The organism is Shewanella vaxholmensis (assembly GCF_031932135.1).
GTDB classification, from domain to species: Bacteria; Pseudomonadota; Gammaproteobacteria; order Enterobacterales; family Shewanellaceae; genus Shewanella; species Shewanella hafniensis.
In genome coordinates this window covers 16,412-35,770 of the sequence record NZ_JAUOEV010000012.1, presented here as the reverse complement: position 1 = coordinate 35,770, position 19,359 = coordinate 16,412, and the positions used below count along the sequence as shown (strand labels likewise).

At 43.1% G+C, this 19,359-nt stretch carries 13 protein-coding genes; all 13 read right to left on the bottom strand.

Annotated features, from left to right (window positions below):
• Nucleotides 1-195 precede the first annotated feature (195 nt).
• Nucleotides 196-3,003, bottom strand: a complete 2,808-nt coding sequence (locus Q4Q46_RS11865; RefSeq protein ID WP_311906068.1) for a M16 family metallopeptidase — start codon at nucleotides 3,001-3,003, stop codon at nucleotides 196-198.
• Between the two features lie 353 nt (nucleotides 3,004-3,356).
• Nucleotides 3,357-3,821: a hypothetical protein gene (locus Q4Q46_RS11860; protein ID WP_311906028.1), complete on the bottom strand. Its 465-nt coding sequence runs from the start codon at nucleotides 3,819-3,821 to the stop codon at nucleotides 3,357-3,359.
• Nucleotides 3,822-3,917: 96 nt separating this feature from the next.
• Nucleotides 3,918-5,095, bottom strand: a protein-coding gene (locus Q4Q46_RS11855; protein ID WP_311906027.1) for an IS3-like element ISSba5 family transposase whose coding sequence is annotated in 2 segments (ribosomal slippage) — nucleotides 3,918-4,837 and nucleotides 4,837-5,095 — 1,179 coding nt in all. Because the reading frame shifts where the segments join, the coding sequence is not laid out codon by codon here.
• A gap of 1,056 nt (nucleotides 5,096-6,151) precedes the next feature.
• Complete coding sequence (locus Q4Q46_RS11850; protein ID WP_259483743.1) at nucleotides 6,152-7,807, bottom strand: type I restriction-modification system subunit M; 1,656 nt, start codon at nucleotides 7,805-7,807, stop codon at nucleotides 6,152-6,154.
• Complete coding sequence (locus Q4Q46_RS11845) at nucleotides 7,804-8,961, bottom strand: AAA family ATPase (protein WP_259483744.1); 1,158 nt, start codon at nucleotides 8,959-8,961, stop codon at nucleotides 7,804-7,806. The genes Q4Q46_RS11850 and Q4Q46_RS11845 overlap by 4 nt, the downstream gene beginning before the upstream one ends.
• Nucleotides 8,961-10,232 (bottom strand): restriction endonuclease subunit S, encoded by a 1,272-nt coding sequence (locus Q4Q46_RS11840; protein ID WP_259483745.1) that lies wholly within the window; start codon nucleotides 10,230-10,232, stop codon nucleotides 8,961-8,963. The genes Q4Q46_RS11845 and Q4Q46_RS11840 overlap by 1 nt, the downstream gene beginning before the upstream one ends.
• Entirely contained in the window at nucleotides 10,225-13,278 is a 3,054-nt protein-coding gene (locus Q4Q46_RS11835; RefSeq protein ID WP_311906026.1) for a type I restriction endonuclease subunit R, read from the bottom strand. Before Q4Q46_RS11835 ends, Q4Q46_RS11840 begins: the two co-directional genes overlap by 8 nt.
• A 60-nt stretch (nucleotides 13,279-13,338) precedes the next feature.
• Complete coding sequence (locus Q4Q46_RS11830) at nucleotides 13,339-13,542, bottom strand: helix-turn-helix domain-containing protein (protein ID WP_026027839.1); 204 nt, start codon at nucleotides 13,540-13,542, stop codon at nucleotides 13,339-13,341.
• A 145-nt stretch (nucleotides 13,543-13,687) separates the two neighbouring features.
• Nucleotides 13,688-13,948 (bottom strand): hypothetical protein, encoded by a 261-nt coding sequence (locus tag Q4Q46_RS11825; RefSeq protein ID WP_208249053.1) that lies wholly within the window; start codon nucleotides 13,946-13,948, stop codon nucleotides 13,688-13,690.
• Nucleotides 13,949-14,054: 106 nt separating this feature from the next.
• Nucleotides 14,055-14,474 (bottom strand): hypothetical protein, encoded by a 420-nt coding sequence (locus tag Q4Q46_RS11820; RefSeq protein WP_259483747.1) that lies wholly within the window; start codon nucleotides 14,472-14,474, stop codon nucleotides 14,055-14,057.
• Nucleotides 14,467-16,482, bottom strand: a complete 2,016-nt coding sequence (locus tag Q4Q46_RS11815; protein WP_259483748.1) for an integrase — start codon at nucleotides 16,480-16,482, stop codon at nucleotides 14,467-14,469. Before Q4Q46_RS11815 ends, Q4Q46_RS11820 begins: the two co-directional genes overlap by 8 nt.
• On the bottom strand, nucleotides 16,475-18,031 hold the full coding sequence (locus tag Q4Q46_RS11810; protein ID WP_259483750.1) for a site-specific integrase: 1,557 nt from the start codon (nucleotides 18,029-18,031) through the stop codon (nucleotides 16,475-16,477). Before Q4Q46_RS11810 ends, Q4Q46_RS11815 begins: the two co-directional genes overlap by 8 nt.
• Entirely contained in the window at nucleotides 18,021-19,274 is a 1,254-nt protein-coding gene (locus Q4Q46_RS11805) for a tyrosine-type recombinase/integrase (RefSeq protein WP_208249073.1), read from the bottom strand. The genes Q4Q46_RS11810 and Q4Q46_RS11805 overlap by 11 nt, the downstream gene beginning before the upstream one ends.
• Nucleotides 19,275-19,359: the final 85 nt, after the last annotated feature.

The following is a 19,359-nucleotide window of genomic DNA, read 5'->3' as shown; positions in this document are numbered from 1 at the left end:
AGTAGTGGGGCGACCGCAGTTAAGTGAGTGGCTTTTTCGACAACAGGTATTTCCGTTTGCGACCAAGGGATATAGGCCGTGGAATTGGCCCTAAATTGAAGGAACAGAAGGAATAGAAACAAAATATCCCCTGCACTGGCTAGCACAGGGGATATGGCGGCGAATGGTCAATCTTCTATTCTATGAACCCAACACTCATTGCTGAGGTGTTAAGGGTGCAGGAAGGACTTGGATGGTTAAACTACCCTCTGCTGGCAAATATTGCTGTGCCAGTTTACTAAGCTCTGCCGGTGTCATCTTCTGCGCCAACGCTTGTCTTTGTTTAAACGCTGCAAAACGCCCAGGGTGGCTCTGGGCATTTGACGCTAAATCTAACCAAAAACCATTGCTCTGCGGCGCGGCTTGCATCCATTCAAGCACAGGTTGGCGGGCTCGGTTAAGTAAGTCTTCGCTAATCCCCTGCGGCTGCTTGACTTGGTTAACTGCAGCGGTGAAATACTCGGCCACCGTTGGCAACATGGCTTGAGTCGTCACGCTAAACAAACCTAAGTAACCATAACCGCTGGCATTGAAATCACTATAAGAAAAGGCCGATGGCGAATAACTCGCGCCCGCTTTTTCTCTCACATTCTCCGTTAATAAAATGCCGAGCACTTGCTCCAGCAATCCCAATCCCGCATGTTGGCTCAAGTGAGTCATATCCGTTGTTGGCCACACCATGGCCAGCGCCGCTGAATCGGGATGACCATAGTGTGTTAACGTCATCTTAGCGGGCACTTTCGGGAACACAGGCACTAGCGACTGGCTATTTTTAGTGGGGCTGCGTTTAATTGCCCCGAGAGTTTCAGCCACAGCAGCGATGGCGCTAGCTTCGTCGAAATCACCTACTATGGCGATTTCAATTGCTCCTTGCTCGACGGCTGAATGGAAACTCGGCGCCAGCTCTGCAAACTGACGCTTTAAAATTTCTTCTGGTTCCCCATAACCATAGCGTTTATCACCGCTGTGGGAGATACGATCAAACTGATTAGAAAACTCAGTTTGCGGGTTGCTATGGAGACTTTGCTGCTCGGCAATCACTTGCTCGCGGAACAATTGCTCAGCCTGCTTATTCATGCCAGGTTCAATCAAAAAGGCCGTCATTAAGCCAAGCTGTGTACGTAATTCTGCGGCATTGGTACTGATCTCACCGCCAAAACTCTGCTCACGCACACCTAGGTTAATGGAAATATCTTGCCCAGCAAAAATATCCTGCAGACTGCCATAGTCATGGGCCTTAAGCCCTCCCTGCACAAAGGCACTGTTAAACAGATAAGACAGGCCATCTAACTCAGGGAATGGCACTTCACCAAAGCCAATGTTGAGGCTGACCAATGTGGTACCTTTATTAAAGTCAGTAGGCTTAAGATTAAGCCGCACACCATTGGCAAACTGCAACTGACGAATGCCCGTTTCGGCATCGCGATTATCGGCGTTTAACTTGCCCTGATCGCCAAATTCAGTGTATGCGAACTCATCAATCGCCTTCGCTGCTGGTGCACTCACGGCTTGTTTGCGGCTTTTCTCATAGCTAGCAACAAGCTGTTTTTCAACATTTTCGATGGGCTTATTGCTGGTTAGATACAGATACGGCGTGGCGTTCCAAGTCTGATTAAACACTTGCTTTAGCTTTTGCGGCGTCACTGTTGGCATTATTTTTTCAAAAAATGCCAGCTGCCATTCAGGCTCTACAGGCACGCGCTTTTCTGCGACCGAGTAGACTAACCCATCAGCAATATTCACACTGTGGATAGTACTGCTACCCGCAGCGCTGAGCTGATATCCTTTGTGCATACGTTTGATTTGTTGGTCAATTTCCTGCTGACTAAAACCAAATTCTTTTGCTTGGCGCAAGGTTTGCTCCAATATTGCTATGCCCTCTTGCCAGTTATTTTCCTGCGTACCTAAGCTCATTTGAGTGCCGTAGGCGATATCAAATTGATCCCCAACCTGCAGGCTAACGCCATATAAACCTTGGCTATGCTGCAACTGCGACTCCATTCGGCGATACAAGATGCCGTGGGCGAGTTCGAGCAGTATTTCCTGCTCGCGCACGGCAGGGCTGTCGGTAGGGTATGCCATAGGCTTGAGCATACCGAGTGAAACCGAGGTCGATAGGCTTGGATCGAAAAATGCCGCCGCCTCGACGCTCTGGCGCGCAGCGACAGTGCCAATCGATTGCGGCTTCACCTTCGCCGCTAAAGGCGCGGCCTGCCAACTGGCAAACTGTTGTTTTATCTTTTGTTCAACTGCGGCCACCTCGATATCACCCACCACAATTAAAGTGGTGCGTGAGGGCGTGTAAAAACCTTGGTATAAGGACAGTAAAGCCTCACGAGTAGCATTCTTTATGCTGTTGGCCTCGCCCACAGGGAAGCGCTGCGAGAGCAATGTTTGCGGCATCAAGAACTGTAATTGATTGCGGTAATTCTCCAGATCCGCACCGCTACGCTCACGCAGCTCAGCCAAGACCACCGCTTTTTCACGCTCAATAAGCGCAGGGTCGAGTAGTAAATTACTGCCAATTTCACGCATTAAAAATAAAGCAGTATCGACTCTATCTTGGCTATTACTAGGCAAGTTGAATTGATAAACCGTCTGCTGAAACTCAGTCACAGCATTGGTATCGGCGCCAAAACTCAGACCTAAGCGCTGCAAAGTCGGGATCATCTCGCCCGCAGCCAAACCCGTCGAGCCATTAAAGGCCATGTGCTCTAAGAAATGCACCAGACCTTGCGCGGCATCCGTTTCCATCACAGATCCCACATCGACCCGCATACGGACGATAACGGCCTGTTCGGGCGTCTTATTGCTCACTAATAAATAGCGCATGCCATTGGCAAGTTCACCGGTATGGACTCGCCCACTCATGGGCAAGTCAGGCGTTCCCATCCACAGCGGCTCTTCGCTCGCCTGTAGCGGTAATGCCACAGTTAACAATGTCAGCAGTAGCCACTGGCGCATCAGGCTAATCGCCTTGAAATTATTCATTAAAATTCGCACTTTTCCCCCAAAATCAAACAAGAAACCTAAGAAGCGCATACCTAAGTTTCAGATAAAATAAGCAGTCACTATAGTACCTAAAGCACTTTAAGTCACAAAATCAATACCTTATGGCGTACTAAAAATAGTTTATAGCCTTGATATTTAGCAGGAATATCTTGAAAAATAAGCGCGAGGGGATAGGGCAAAGGATAGCATTCAGTAAGCTAAAAATTAGCTTATACCAACCGTATTAGCTCCCAGATGTTAGCAGTGACGTTAAAAAAGCAGAATATAAGTGATTAGAAATATATTCCGCTTTCATATTCAGAAATTTAAACTAACAAGGTGAGAGCATAAATAATCATCGCCCAATAGAAACAAAACAGACAAATCCATATCCAATTCAACCAAGTTAAGCGCGAATTATCAGGATATTCCACAGATTCAAGTGCAAAATTAACTGCTTTTTGAGCTTGATACAGCGGATATAAAACAGCTAATGGAATAAATATTGATGCCACAACTAATGATATTGGCAACGTTTCAATTTGATTAAGAATTCCGCCAACGACTAACAACACAACATAAAATGTCGCCATAGCTGAGCTATTCCAGCGATACTCTCGATTATCTTCTTTAATGTATTCACTAATATAAACAAATAGAGAATGTGTATAAAAGATAGAAAAAAAGCTACGCGCTATTGGCCATGCATCTAAGTCATAGTAATTTTTTAAAGCCTGCCACTGTTTATAAAACCAATAAACTTGGTAGAGACCAAAGGTTGCAATAAACATGATAATTAACTTGGTCAGTGATACATGAAACAGTGGCACACTGTGACTTTTACTCTCTACCTTGGTTAACTTATCATCACTTTCCAACTGTAGTGGTCAAGTAAAATTGGCCACGGTTTTAGAGTCATTCCAATATAAACGTTCTGACTCATTTGGCGTTAACCCACCATTATATTGATGGGGTCTTGTCTCACTGTAATATCCAGTGATGTAATTTGTGATCTCTTTATCTGCTTCTGTAAAATTCCCATAACCACTTGCGGGTATCCACTCAGATTTCAAACTTCTAAAGAAACGCTCCATTGGTGCGTTATCCCAACAATTCCCGCGGCGACTCATACTTTGCTCAATCTGAAAACGCCATATTAATTGTCTGAATTTCAAGCTTGTGTAATGCGAACCTTGATCGCTGTGATATATCACATTCTCAGGCTTACCCCTTAACTCAAATGCCATTTTCAAAGCTTTACAGGTCAGCTCACTATCTGGTGATAATGACAAAGCCCATCCAACAGGTTTGCGGGAAAATAAGTCTAAAACAACGGCTAGATAGGCCCAGCGATTACCGACCCAAACATACGTCACGTCGCCACACCACACTTGATCTGGTTGAGTTACTGCAAACTGTCGATTAAGCGTATTGGGGATTGCAACATGCTCTTGTGTCGCTTTTCTATAAGAATGCTTAGGCTGCTGACAGCTTAATAACCCAAGCTTTTTCATTAGATTACGGGCTCGATAACGACTGAGACCAATCCCTTTGTTAGTCACTAATTGCGCTATCGTTCGCGCACCTGCAGAGCCATGACTAATACGATGTGCGGCCTTCACTTCACTGCATAAAATAGTAAAGTCTGCATCAATATGTTCTTTTCTTTTTAGCCAATACTTATAGCTACTTCGATGTACTTTGAATGCATTACAAATTGTGAGAATAGAGTGGCTCTGCTTGAGTGCGCTGATTAGCGTAAATTGTTCATAGAGTCTGACATCAAGAGAGCGGTAGCCTTTTTTAGGATAAGATTGTGCTCCTCAAGACGAGCTATTTGCTTCTTCAGCTCACGGATTTCAATTTGTTCAGGGGTAATCGGAGATGCTTTTGGTGTGCCACCCTGGCGTTCTAGTTTTAACTGTCTCACCCATTTATCCATAGTGGACTTACCAACGTTCATCGCCTTTGCAGCTTCGATGATGCTATGGTTTTTATCGAGGACTAATTGGGCTGCTTCAAGTTTGAATTCAGCACTAAATGTTTTTCTGGTTGTCGATCTCATGTGTTCACCTAAAGTCATCTACGAGGTAATAATATCACCTCTATTTAGGTGGCCAAAATTAGTGTGCCACTACAAACAAACTGCTTTCCTGACTCATTGTCTCTTCCATGGGAATATTCCTTTATATAAATAATGCCTAAGCCATATAGCTTTCTATTAGTTACATCATCTTGATGTGATGCGTGCAACATTCTAATTGAAAAGCTGAATATTGCTCAATAAATTAATTTACAAATTAGTCACAACTAGAAGTGTGTGTCATAAAAAAGCCCCACAAATCATTGCGAGGCTTTAAAAAATGAGATTATGTCGACTTTAGCATCTAAATTGACGCTAGTACTTCATAGCAAATTAAAATGCTTCTGTTCACCTGAGGACAATAAAAAAACAAAAAGCCTTGAAAAATCAAATCACTAGACATGGAAATGCAGAAAATGTCAAATTTCATGTTAAGAATCGAATCACGACAGCTAACATTCTTTACAATTTTCGTAGTCCCAGCCTGAAATCAACGACGTACCTGACTCAAACGAGATTCAGCTCAAATCTCTATTATTAACTATATAAAATGAATGGATAATAATCAAACTCATTATAGTAACGAGAGTCTTGAGCACAGCACCAAAACACCACGCGGACATTAACGCCCCAAAACCAAATCAATTTGATAGGTGTAAAACGTCACCAGACACCAGCACAATCGCAGACTTTTTACCACTTATTGCAATTTCTGCTAACCACCCAAGTCCGCATGATCTGATCCAGTACCAGGGGCTGCTTATCGCGGTAAACTCAGCCTAGACACTACATTCGCACTTTTGTTTATCCCACGCACACTATTGTTCGCTTGCTCTGTGGCTACTGATGTTGGCTTAGTAGAAATTTCGGGACAGCGGCTATGAGCGTGAAGCGGACGCTCATTCTTTACATAATCTTGGCAGTGATTTTCTTGTGCAGATCAATAACATTGCCTTACTGAAGGCTAAATTGATAAAAAAGAGCCCGAATATTGATGATTGGGGCTCGCTCTTTATCTATAAGCTACATCGTTCCAAATTAGTCTTTTTCGGCTAATGGAAGTGGTGGTAGTCCTAGTTCTTCGAGGAACGTGTTATGAGTGAGAGTTGCACTCTTAATACTTTCTTCTAATGACACCAGCTTACTGTGAATATCTTTCAGATCTATTCTTTCTTCTGCCTGTGCTGTACTGACATAACGTGAGATATTCAGATTAAAGCCGTTTTTCTCAATCTCTTCCATAGACACTCGACGGGAATATCGCTCTTCTTCCTTTCGGAATTGGTAGGTGTCGATAATTTTTTCTATGTCGCCCAACTCTCCATTAGGCATTTCATCTGTTCTTCGAAGGTAGTTCTGGCGTTTGCCTTTCTCGAAGTGTTCTGCTGCGTTGATAAACAATACGTCATCTGATTTCTTGCAGCGTTTGAGCACCAGAATGCAAACAGGTATGCCCGTTGAGAAGAACAGATTGGCAGGAAGGCCAATGACGGTATCGATATGACCATCTTTTAACAATTTGGTACGGATACGCTCTTCTGCACCACTACGGAATAAAACACCGTGCGGCAGAATAATCGCCATAACCCCGTCATCACTGAGGAAGTGAAAGCCGTGCAGAAGGAAAGCAAAATCAGCCGCTGATTTAGGAGCAAGACCATAGTTCTTGAAGCGGAAATCTTCACCTAATGCCTCGGTCGGTTCCCAGCGCAAACTGAAAGGCGGATTAGCTACGATGGCGTCGAATTGCATTTTCTTCGCAGGATTCATCTCATTAAGAATACTCCAATCATTCTCTAACGTATCACCGTGATGAATTTCAAACTCGGTATCTTTAACCCCATGCAACAGCATGTTCATACGCGCAAGGTTATAGGTAGTGATATTTTTCTCTTGGCCAAATATTTTACCTACAGAGCCACCTTCATCACTTAACCTTTTTCGTACATTCAATAGCAACGAGCCTGAGCCACAGGCAAAATCCATCACTTGTTTAATTTTTTTCTTTGGGCCTGTCGTCGGGTCTTGGCTATCTAATGTGACGATTTCTGACAAGATAGTAGAAACTTGTTGAGGTGTATAAAACTCACCAGCCTTTTTTCCAGAACCTGCTGCAAACTGGCCAATCAAGTATTCATAGGCATCACCCAGATCGTCCCTTGCATTACTGAAACCAGAAATACCTTCGGCAATCTTTTGGATAATGGCACAAAGTTTGGCATTACGATCAACTGGCTTTTTGCCGAGCTTTTCAGAGTGCAGATTGATTTCCGAGAACAAACCCTGAAACGTGCTGTTGAAGGACTTCTCTTCAATATATTTGAACCCCTTCCAGAGTGTTTCCAGCAAATCCGCATGCTGAGTACGTGCCATTTCGGCCACACTGTTCCACAGAAATGCAGGCTCAATAACATAATGTGTTTTAAGCCGCATCTGCTTTTCAAAATCTGCAATATCAGCTTGGTTGTTCTGATACCAGATTGCTAGCGGTGCGCGACGATCATCATTGCCCGGTTCGGGGTAATCATGCCCTAACTCCTTTTTGGCCGCCTGTTCGTAGTTATCAGACAGATAACGCAAGAAAAGAAAAGACAGCATGTAATCACGGAAGTCATCGGCATTCATTGCGCCACGTAATTGATCTGCAATATCCCAAAGGGTTTTTCCAAGCTGATTGAATTGTTCTTTTGTCATGCTAGCGCTTCTTCCTGTTCATCTGGGAACAACTCAGGATTAAACCCATAGTCATTCATAAAATTCTCTAATATCTTCTTAAAGTGGCGCTTATTTTCTTCAATCATCTCCTGTGGCTCAAAATGAGAATAGCCGCCGTGATTCAACAACTGAATAATACGATGATGTAGTACACCATCAGGATCATCCTTGTCGCGTTTTATAAAATCAGACAGGTCGTTAAAACCATGGAAGCTCGCGGAGCGTTCAAGGATGTTGCGCAACATACTGAAGTGATAAGTGTAAAGCTCATTACGTTTAGCTGCTTTGGCCAACTTTTTTAAAGACGCCACATGGTGAAAAAACGGAGTATCTGACGTGTCTTTTAGGGAATACTTCGCTCGTCCTTCATGGCTGCAAAGCATGTATCTCAATCCACGTTTTAACTCATTGCATATCACATTGAAAAAAAGTGCATGGTGCGAAGAAATTATCGTTTTAATGCCACTATTGCTCGACTTTAATATTTGAGCTAAGTGATTTGCCACTTGGATTGCATTATTGTCATCGAGGGACGAGATAGGGTCATCAATGTAGATATACTGAACCCAGGCATATGGCGACCCCTCCTCTTTATCGAGCACAAGCCGAACAATGGCAAGAAAGAAACACCACACAAAGAGATTTTCTTCGCCTCGGGATATTTTGATGTTTTCGACCAACTCCGTTTTGCCATCAACCAAAGCTTCACGCTCGAACGATACATAGGTGACAAGCTGCTTATAAGCCTTATCGCCCTCTTTTATTTCGATTTCCTTTTCTTTGATCTTGAAGTCAAAATCCGCATAGGCTTGCAATAGAGGACGAATTCGATTGTCCATCTCTAACTCGAACAATCCATCAAAAAATCGTGAGCGAGTATTTAATCGGAGCTCTCTACTTTCATCGGCTTCCAGGTCGTTATCCCAATAAAAAAGATCTTCGGTAAACGCATTAAAATAAAGTGTGTCCCGGTTCTCATCATTCTTTCCTTGCTCTTTAAACTCCATTGATAATCGAGTTTTTCCAGTACCATTATAGGCAAAAAGGAGAACATACTTTTTAGTGCCTAGCATTTCCCGAAGATGAGCTGCAACCTCGCTTAGATCTTGAAAAGTGGCTAAGTCTTTTGCCATCACGCCACCTCATCCATGACAGGGAAGAATTTTTGCATCAAGCCAACCTTATGAGATTTAAGGACTTTAATCTTTGTATCTTGACTTTGAATCAATGAGTCAATAGAAGAAAGGAAATCTATGATTTTTCGTTGCTCTTGAATGCTCGGATAAAACAAACTTAGCTTAACAAATATGGATGACTTGATGCCTTTAGCCGTTGATCCCGTACTGTGGTACTCAATATCACGTTGCATCCTTGGGCTAAGTAGCGATTGAAATAAGAATTCGGGCAGACATTTTTTCGCTTTCACCCGAAGAGTAATTATTCTCTGACCTAATGCGTACTTCCCAGTTGCGGGGAATAGCGCAACATTTCCTAATGGCGCCTCAGTTGTAAACAAGACGTCCCCAGCAGCAGGAATACCCTTTGACATCCAATCTTCATATTGTCCAGCCTCGATGTATTCATCGCAGCTCATATCAAGCCAACCGGTTCTAACATTCTTAGCAGTGATTAGTGGTATTCCTGTATCCGATTTAGGCGGGGCTTTACCTCTATAGTCAATTATCTTTTCAAGGCAATTAGAAATTGCCTCACCTCTCCACCCCTCTGTACTACGAAACTCAGGAAAGCGCAGCTTGGGCACGGTTTCACCTTCAGCAGGGAAAAGTTGTTGCATCAAGCCTTGTTTATGGGCCTTGAGAGCGTAGAGCTTTTGAGTGTGTAGCGTGATTAGCTCATCGATGGAAGTGAGGCAATCGGCGATTTTTTGTTGTTCCAACTCACAAGGATTTGGAACAGGCATGGCCATAAAATCACTGCTAGCAATACTCATACGGTCATGACGAGCGCCACTATTCGATACAGTTTGCAAATAGGCATACCATTTAGACGACTTGAAAAACTGCTCGAAGAAATCATTTGTCTTGCTATTAAACCTAAAGACAGTGTAGAGCGGAGACATAACCCCTTTGCCAACTTTATTCTTCGAGATTGGCCCTACTGGTGCCGTGGATGATATCCTCGGGTTATAGACGTAATCGCCTTTATCAACGATGTAGTAGCTTTCAAGATTCCCTTTAACAGCAATATCCTTGTCGAAATAATCTCGCTGGTCTACGACTCCATTAACCGCAGAATTAGTCAGTACACGGGTGATTTTTTCTCCCTTGTTCTTACTTGTTGACCTTTTTGCTACGGCATTCAACCGCACACAAGGCCAGTTAGGCTCCTTCTCAAACTCAGGAAACCGAAGCTCAGGAACCAATTCTTTCTTTTGCTTACTCATACGCATCTAATCCCGAAATTTCACGCCCTTCAGCCTGCTTTTGCAAGTACGGCACTAAATCTTCCATCAAGGCCAACTCTGCCAAGCGACGTGTTTTCCAACCCAACGCCATGGGGGCAAGTAGGTCTGTTAACTGTTCGCCATCAAAAATCATGCGATCTAAAATACTGTCCACAAACGTTTGCAGCGCTTGGGTTTGCAGCCCATGTTTCTCGGCAATTTGCGTTAATACCTGCGCGGCTTTCTGCGCTTTAAAAGCTTGATAGCCTTCGCGGATTTGCTTTTCATTAAGTGCTTCACCCACCTTGAGGCTATTGATGTAGGCAATAATATCTTCACGCTCTTCCATCAAGTTAGCATTGGAGCTAATCAGGTCGATCAGCTCCTGGCGCGTCATCTTTTGCTTGCCAGTTTTTTGCGTGGATTTGGCAATCAGCCCCATTATGTAGTCATAGTCGATAATGCTGGAGGCAAAAAGCACTAGATCAAACTCAAGCTGCTCCACAGATTCTTCGTTGTCATCACTTTTACCTTGTTTACGCTTTAGCTCCATAGCTGTGTCGAGGTAAATGGCTTTAAAGCCCCGAAGAGTATCTGTTGGCAGTTTTTGTTCGATGGCGGCTTTGCTTTCTTCGTCTAGATCAGTGTATTGCTCTAGCTGAGTTTTCAGCTTCTGCACTTCCTTAAAGTGGTTGATAAACTCGGCCTTGGCCGTATCACCTTTCAGGTTGTGAACCTCAGATGGCTCGCAGGTTAAGCCTTTGGACTCCATAAAGATTTGCAATTCGTCCACCTTTTTCTGGAATGCCTCAACCACTTTTGGCGCAGGATCGACCAGCCAGATTTCTCTGGCTTTATCTTTCGCCCCGCCAGAAAATAGCTCAATTGCTGCGTTTACCTCGCTTTCCTGGTAACGGAAGTCCAGAATGTTGCCCCAAGGTTTGGTGTCGTTCAGAACACGGTTAGTGCGCGAGAACGCCTGAATAAGACCATGATATTTTAGGTTTTTATCCACATACAGAGTGTTGAGGTATTTTGAGTCAAAACCGGTTAACAGCATGTCCACCACAATGGTGATGTCGATTTTGTTTTTACGAGGGTAATCAGCATTGCTGTATTTTTGGTCTTTAATGCGCTGCTGCACGTCCTGATAGTAAAGGTCGAATTCGTTAATGGTGTGATTCGTGCCGTATTGCGCGTTGTAGTCAGCAATAATTGCCACCAGTGCAGCCTTTTTCTTTTCTGGCTCTTCTTGGTTGTCTGCACTTTCCTGAGGCAGATCTTCCTGAAGCTGCTTGATATCCGCTGCATTCTTGTTGCTGTTTACATTGCTAGTGCTGGTTCCATCGTTCTCTTTAGGGATCTGAGCTGGGGGTGAGAATACACAGGCGATATTCAATGGTTCGAAATTTTCGTCTTCAGACTGTTTTTGTGTTTGAAGCGTTTTAAATAGCTCAAAGTACTCGATGGCATGATTGATCGATGCTGTTGCTAACACGGCATTAAAGCGGCGCTGATTAGTGGCGCTATCGTGTTTGTCGAGAATGGCTTTTATTACCGCTTCAGGTGGTGGCAGTTCTTTTTTCTTAGGCTTGATTTGACCACCTTTACCATCGTCTTTCCCATAATAGTCAATGTGGAAACTCAGTACGTTTTTGTCCTCAATGGCGTGGGTGATGGTATAGGCGTGTAGCTCTTTTTCGAAAATGTCTTCCGTGGTTTTGAAAGAGGCCAAGTTGCCATCTACTTGCTGATAGCTGGAATTATCGTCAAAAATAGGTGTACCAGTAAAACCAAACAACTGAGCTTTGGGGAAAAATTCTTTAATGGCTCTATGGTTCTCACCAAATTGAGATCGGTGACATTCGTCAAAGATAAACACCACGCGCTTATCACGCAGCGGCTCCAAACGCTCTTTATAGGTCTGTTTGCCATTTTTCTGCTGAGACTTGTTGCGTTTGCTATTTTCATCCAAGGCCAGACCAAGCTTTTGAATGGTAGTAACAATCACTTTATCGGCATAGTCTTCCGATAACATGCGGCGCACAAGTGTTTCGGTATTGGTGTTTTGCTCAACACAGCCTTCCTGGAATTTGTTGAATTCCTCTCGCGTTTGGCGATCGAGATCTTTTCGATCGACCACAAATAAACATTTTTCAATATCGGGATTATCTTTCAATAGCGTAGAGGCTTTGAATGACGTGAGTGTTTTACCAGAGCCTGTGGTATGCCAGATATAACCATTACCACGGTTCTGGTGAATAGCATCCACAATAGCTTTAACGGCATAGATTTGATACGGGCGCATGATGAGCATTTTTTGCTCGCTCTGTATTAGTACCATATAGCGGCTGAGCAACTGACCCAACGTGCACTTGGACAAGAAGTCATCAGCAAATTCATGCAAATGAGCAATTTTCTTATTGTCCTTATCTGCGTGCTGATAAATCGGTAGAAAACGCTCATCGGCATTAAAGCTGAAGTGCTCTTTGCGATTATTGGCAAAATAGCGCGTATCGTTACCATTGCTGACGATAAATAACTGCATAAAGCAGAGTAGAGTATTGGTATACCCGTTGCCAATATCGTTTTTATACTCAACAATTTGCTCCATCGCTCTGCGAGGACTGATCTGTAGCGACTTCAGCTCAATCTGTGCCAGTGGTAAGCCATTGAGCAATAGAATCACGTCATAGCGGTGATGACTGTTATCTGTGTTGATACGAAGCTGGCTAATTACTTCAAAGTCGTTTTTACACCAGTCTTTAAGATTAACCAGCATGTATTCCAACGGAGTGCCATCTTCACGGGTAAATTTCCCCTTTTCACGCAGCGCTTGAGCGGCCAAAAAGACGTCCGCTGTGGTGATCTCTTCACGGAGGCGGTTGAATTCTGCATCAGATAGGTTGACTCGGTTCAAAGCTTCGAACTTCTTACGGAAGTTCTGCTCCAAGCTAGCCTTGTCGCTAATGTCGCTACGGTAGGTGTATTTGAGGTCTTGTAGCTTGGCGATTAAACCTTGCTCAATTTGTTGTTCTTTAGTCATGGGTTACGCCTAATGATTTTGACACGTCGCTGGCATAGGGTGTCTCTAACAGGTGTCACGCTATTCATCCGTGAATTCAAGTATATCCGCCACTTCGCAAGCAAAGAGTTGGCAGAGCTTATCCAATGCCTCAATGTCTATCTTTTGAGCTGTTTCCCTGTACATTAGGGTCACTGTATTGCGGCTAAGCCCTGTTTCTCGTAAAACGTCGGAAATCTTCATTTTCCGCTCCCCCATCAGGCGGGCGAGATGGCAACGTATCATATCTGTGCTCGGGGTTGGCTCTGTTTAAACTGATCTTAACCTTTTAAACTGTAAAAATTCAATTTAATCTTGAATTTTTATTGGTTGGGATGATTTTTAGACAGGAGCCGGTAGGGGACGAACTTTCACATGTGAAAGTAGGGGGTCACAGTTTGAAACCGTAGTTTGAGCCATCTGGTAGGTCAACATGAAGACGGAGTTTTCCTCCGCCTGATTCAACAGTTTGTTTCAACCGCCGTAGGCTATCGACCGTACAACTGTCAATTTGGTAGCTTGCATCAGCACCTATACGCTTCAGTAGCTCGAGCAGACGAAGCTGAATCAACTGTTTCGAAGCTATCTCTTCGGCGGCGTAAACAACCTCTTGAGGTTGCTCTGCAATAATGTCTTCAAGTGTTCTACTCATCTTCTCTGCCTTTGAGGTTAAGCAGGAAAACTTTCACATGTGAAAGTTTTCCTGGCTCTGTTTGAGCTCAATTATATTGAAGTTCAAGATACACTCAGTCTAAGAGTTATCGCTTTTCACCATCAGAGCGCTCACGGTCTATCTTAGGCATTGGCGCATTCAAATGACTCTCTTTCAAGCCATGCTTATAAGCATTATACAGCCATACTACGAATTGTTGTTTTAAAAGTCGATTCTGCTCTTTAACCTCAGCAAGTTCGGTTTCTAAGTGGGATATTCGATCAACAGCAATTCTTAAGCTTGAAGGCTTGGGCTTTGGTTGAACCTCTCCCTTCAAGATATTTTTTTTAATTTTATACGCTTCGGCAATATCGTCATTACTGCTTAAAGACTGCCTTGTGGGCCGCTTTCCGACCAACGGCTCAGCTACTTCAATGATTGCAGCCCAAGTTAGTTTATAATCTTGCCAGCCATGGATTAGATTCACAATTGCCTTAATATCGGCCCGACTTAGATGCTTAGCCAAGTTTCCCCTCCAGCATTGACGTCAACTCCTCGAACATGGCAACTTCTGCACTATCTATCCCGTTCTTATCAATAAATCCTATTGCCTTCTTTTCAATGACTCGTCGTAATTGACTGAAATCGTTTCCTTTCAATTTGATTTGAGAGCCAATTTCAACTTTGGGATCCTCCAAAATATTAACAAGCTCTCGAAGACGATTAACTGTTTTATCATGATATTGATACCAACGATCAGAACCAAAATAATCGTCAGCCATCGCTTGCTTTGCCCGTAAAAGCAAATCTTCAGATTTTGATAACCGGTCTTTGATGCGTTGAAGATTTTCCTCGTTGCCTTTGATGCACACCTGCTCGGTGCAATTGACACAATCCCTAAATTTTTCACAAGGGCTCAAAGTATAATCATGCACACAGAAACCAAACTCCGTTACATGTACTGCTGCATGTTCTAATGTATTAAACACACCATTGCACATAGGCAAATTGCCATCAACTTTACCAAGAGGAGTATAAATATCTGTTGCCCCTCCCAACTGTTCTGCCATTGCAACCATCTCATATTCCGTCATATGGTTGTATGTACGATTTTGTCGCACATCCGCTCGTCCAGACCACTTTGCTATTTCAAGATTTGACAGACCGCCACGTTGTGCAATTGTATTTAACAAATGACGCACCTGATGTGATGTTATCTTTAAACGGTTTCCATCGATATCTCGATAATTGTGGCGATCAAAAATACTACTATGTGCTTTACCAAGTGACTCTCGTGGAGATAAATCATTATTGAAAAAATCTCCTGTTGGCCTATGTAATTCGGTTGGCAAAGCGCCTTTCGATTTATGTAAGGCATTTTTGCACATGGAGAACATCGCATTGCTAAATTTAATCCCTTTTGATTTATCGAACCAAGGAAAATCCTCTGGTAAACGATAAACAACATGCCTCCATAAGCTATCAAGTGTGTGAGCATAATTTTTGTCCGACAGTCCCCTCATATATAGAGATGAGCGGCTAGGGCTTAAGCCTAATGCGTTGCAAGCCTGGACTAGTGTCAATGGTGTTTTATCCGAGACATTAGGACAATTTTCATGGCGATAGAATTTTGTCGGATTTTCTTCAACCCATTTGGCAAACTTTCTTGCAGATTCGGACTGAACTTTTAGGCGTCTGATAGCCTCTCTTGCTATGGACTCCATGACAGATGGAATCCACTTGATGTCACCATCATAACCTTTCCCTGCAAAAAATCGCCAACCATATCGGCTTACACCTTTTCGATCAATTTCTGTTACTTCGCAATCAACTGGCAAAGACAAAACTTCAGAAATCCGCGATGGTGCACTCATCAACAGCGCAAAGACGCTAGAGGTGAAAATATCTCTGGGATCACTAGGATTGTTAGCAAATACCTCAGCTAATGCACTTAAAGCATCACTGCTCGGCAGTTTTTCCTCTCGAATTTTTTTTGCTTTGATACCTGTTCGATATGATGAACTAGGTCGCTTAATCGGGTTAACCCACCCACTAATTCCCTTAGGTATCAAACTATTCAATGAGAGAAACTTGGCCAGCCTTTCTAACTCTCGGCCACAATCATATGCAGCTCCAGTACTGTAATGACTTATCCCTAGCTGTGCTGCCTCATCCATTACAGTAGTGGATATATTGGATACATCAGCGTCCCCCGATACTTGAATTAATGCAGCCTCAACAGCTCTTAATGCTTTCAGTTCATTCTTTGCTTTAGTTGGATTATGACCTTGTTGGTATCGCAAATATGCTTTTGCAAAATGAATGTAACTTTCATTCATTGCCATTTCGGGAGAAAGCTTGCGACTAATGAAACCAAGCTTTGAAAAAACAGCAACTCCAGGCCAAACATTTTCTTGCCAAATGAGATCTTCACCAAATACGGTCAACTCATCTCGACATTGTGCAATAAACAACTCAAGATTCTTTTCCGCGACTAAGGCTGCTCTAGGGCTAAAGTGAAAAACCTTACCCATGAGAAATATCTCCATTCTGGATTAATTCTCGACGTCTTTCTGAGCAAAGTTGAATAACTTGGGCAACAGCAATAATACTCCGATCTAGCACGGCCGCTACTTCAATATCCCCTGTGAGTTCTTTTATGCGTTCTCTTTCGGACAGCAAACTTTGATACACTTCCTCATGAGGACCAGTCACCCAAGGTTGAAAGTGCATGCACGTATAACAGGGGATTGGGACATTGGCACCACAAAAACCATATTCACCACAATTGCCTACTCCCATCCCCTCATCAGTTCGTATACGACTGCTTTTGTCAGTGCCACGATCCGCATCTTGTTCGGAATCAATCAAAATACCAGCAAATGCTTGGGCGTAAGGTGCCAACTGAAAACCAACCGCATCATCCAGTCGTTCTACGTGCTCAGGAATATTCTTTACATATACCCCCGCGTTTTGAGTGTCTGAATGATCAAGTAATTCTGCAATCACTAACTCACCAAATCCCTCACGAGCAGCGCGCGTCCCAGTAGTATAACGAAAGCGTCTGCCAGTGATGTGTAGTAGCTCACCTGTACGTTCCGATCTTATATTAGCAACATCAACGACCAACTTTAGAGTATCGGTTATCAAAAAAGCCGGAATATGAAGTTTATCCGTGAGCAATAACTGTCGATAGTGAGAAAGAGACCTAACATCCTTAAGAACATCAAAATCGGGGAATAGCGGTACTTGTTGTTTATCATCCTCCAATAATTCAAAGCCAAGTTGTTTCTCAACCTGAGCTGTCGAATATCTAGCCAAGGAGGACATTATGAGCCACAGTTCTTTTGACATAGCAAATGCTTTAAAACTGGTACGAAATGCGCCACGATGTTTGGCTCGTGGTACATTCAGAATATAAAGAGGTTCCCTTTTGTTGTTTTTTCCAAGGAGTATATCCCCAACCCTGAGTTGTGATATCTGTATGGGGCGGCGCCCTGTATTACTAACACAGAGGGAAATAGCAAGCTCCATGAGCGAAATAACGCCTTTCTCATAAACATGAACCACCCCTTCATTAAAAGCTTGGAGCTCAAAATCAGATAACGGCCCTTGCTCCGGATCTTTACGCTTAACGGCATCCCCTTTACGATTTCCCTTAAGAGTCCAACTATCAAGTAACCGGATTACATCCTGGTCTATACCTTGGTATCCAAGCCGATACCAACGTCTAAAGAAGCCTCGTATAGTCGATAGATACCACTGGGTAGCAGAAGAAAGAGAATCGCGGTAATTGATCAAAATTACAGTTGATATATTGTTTGCTCCGGTGACTCGTAACATATGCTGTAATCGATCAGAAATACTGTTGACATGAGCAGGGGATAGATTTGTTGCGTAATATGCGAGAGTTTGAAGACAACCATGAAGTATATCCCCTGACAAATATCGGTGAATTGTTGTTAGATATACTGTGGTATTTTTATCCAGTTTCCAAACCTTGTCGTAAAGCCGAAAAGAATACCCCTCAGCTTTGGCTGAAACATACTCTTGATAGAATCTGGGCAAGGAATCATTCTTCATTTTGTATCCCTACTGGCATGCGGGTTCCACTTTTTTCCTGCATGAGTAATGCAGCCTCGTGCCCTTTTTGTTCAATGAAACGTTTATTATAGGTAGATGCAGTGCCTGAGCCTTGTTTCCAGCCCATTAAGAACGAGCGAAGTTGTTCTTGACGCGCTTCTCCAAGTGGCTCATCCATAGCATCCATTTTCTCGGAAAATTTACGATTCCAAGTATGACGCAACATGTGTCCAGTTACGGAATAAAGCTGAGGAGAGATAGCCCTAACAACCGACATAAGCTTATGATACCCTGACTTGGATACCGGCTGCCCAACAGTCGGGCCCTCCTTATGAGTGACAAATAAAAAATCGTTTTTCTTGGCGTTTCGAATTAATCGCCGATCATTGACAATATACTCGTGCAGTTCCTTAGCTAAATGGGAACTTAGAGGAATCAATCTCTCTAATGTCTTCACGTTCGGCTCCCTAGCTCTAGGGTCATCCTTTTCATCGGCTCGCCTAAAAATTCTGAGTCTGTTGGCTGCGAAGTTGATATCCGATATTCGAATATTCAATAATTCACCTCCACGAATGCCTAAGTGATACAAAAGCAGAACCATCAATCGATTACGGCGCTGTACGGACATGTCAAATGGATTTAAATTTGAGCCTAATCTAATGATTTCAAAAAGCGCATCAGTTTGATCATCACTAAGCGATTTATCCTGGCAATTATTACGTCCCTTTTTCACTGGGCGACGAGCCTTAATTCGCTCAACTATCGAATCAATTCTATCTGCATCTTCTTGATTCGGATTACTCAACAAATGTTTTGCTAGCCAGCTAAAATAGTTAGCAATTGAAGTAAGGCGGGCATACTGTGTGCTGTTACTAACAATACTGTGAAATAGTTTTGGTGTACCTATTTTAGATGAATCTCTTTTTGAAAGCTCGGTAACATTGCTACCAAACCTATGTTGAGTAAAGTCTCGTAAGGCATCCAATTCATACTCGAGTAAAAAACTTCTTGTTAGCAGTCGTTCCTCAAGATCAATACATCTACTATCTAGGAAACGAAGAAGCACAACCAAATGGCTAGCGATAGCCTCCATAGTGGAGAATGAGTCACTCTTGTTGCGAACTTGCGTAGTCAAAAAGAGGTTAGGGTAAAACTCAGGTAGCTTTAAGGTACTATTCATCACTAAACAGTAACGCTCTCCACTATCCATAACAAAAGCACTGGTGCTGTATTTTTTTGCCATCGGATGCCTCCATAATCTTTACACTTTATCAAGGTATGACATATCACAACAGCAGTAAGATAATTTTTGCTACTTTTCATTTTTC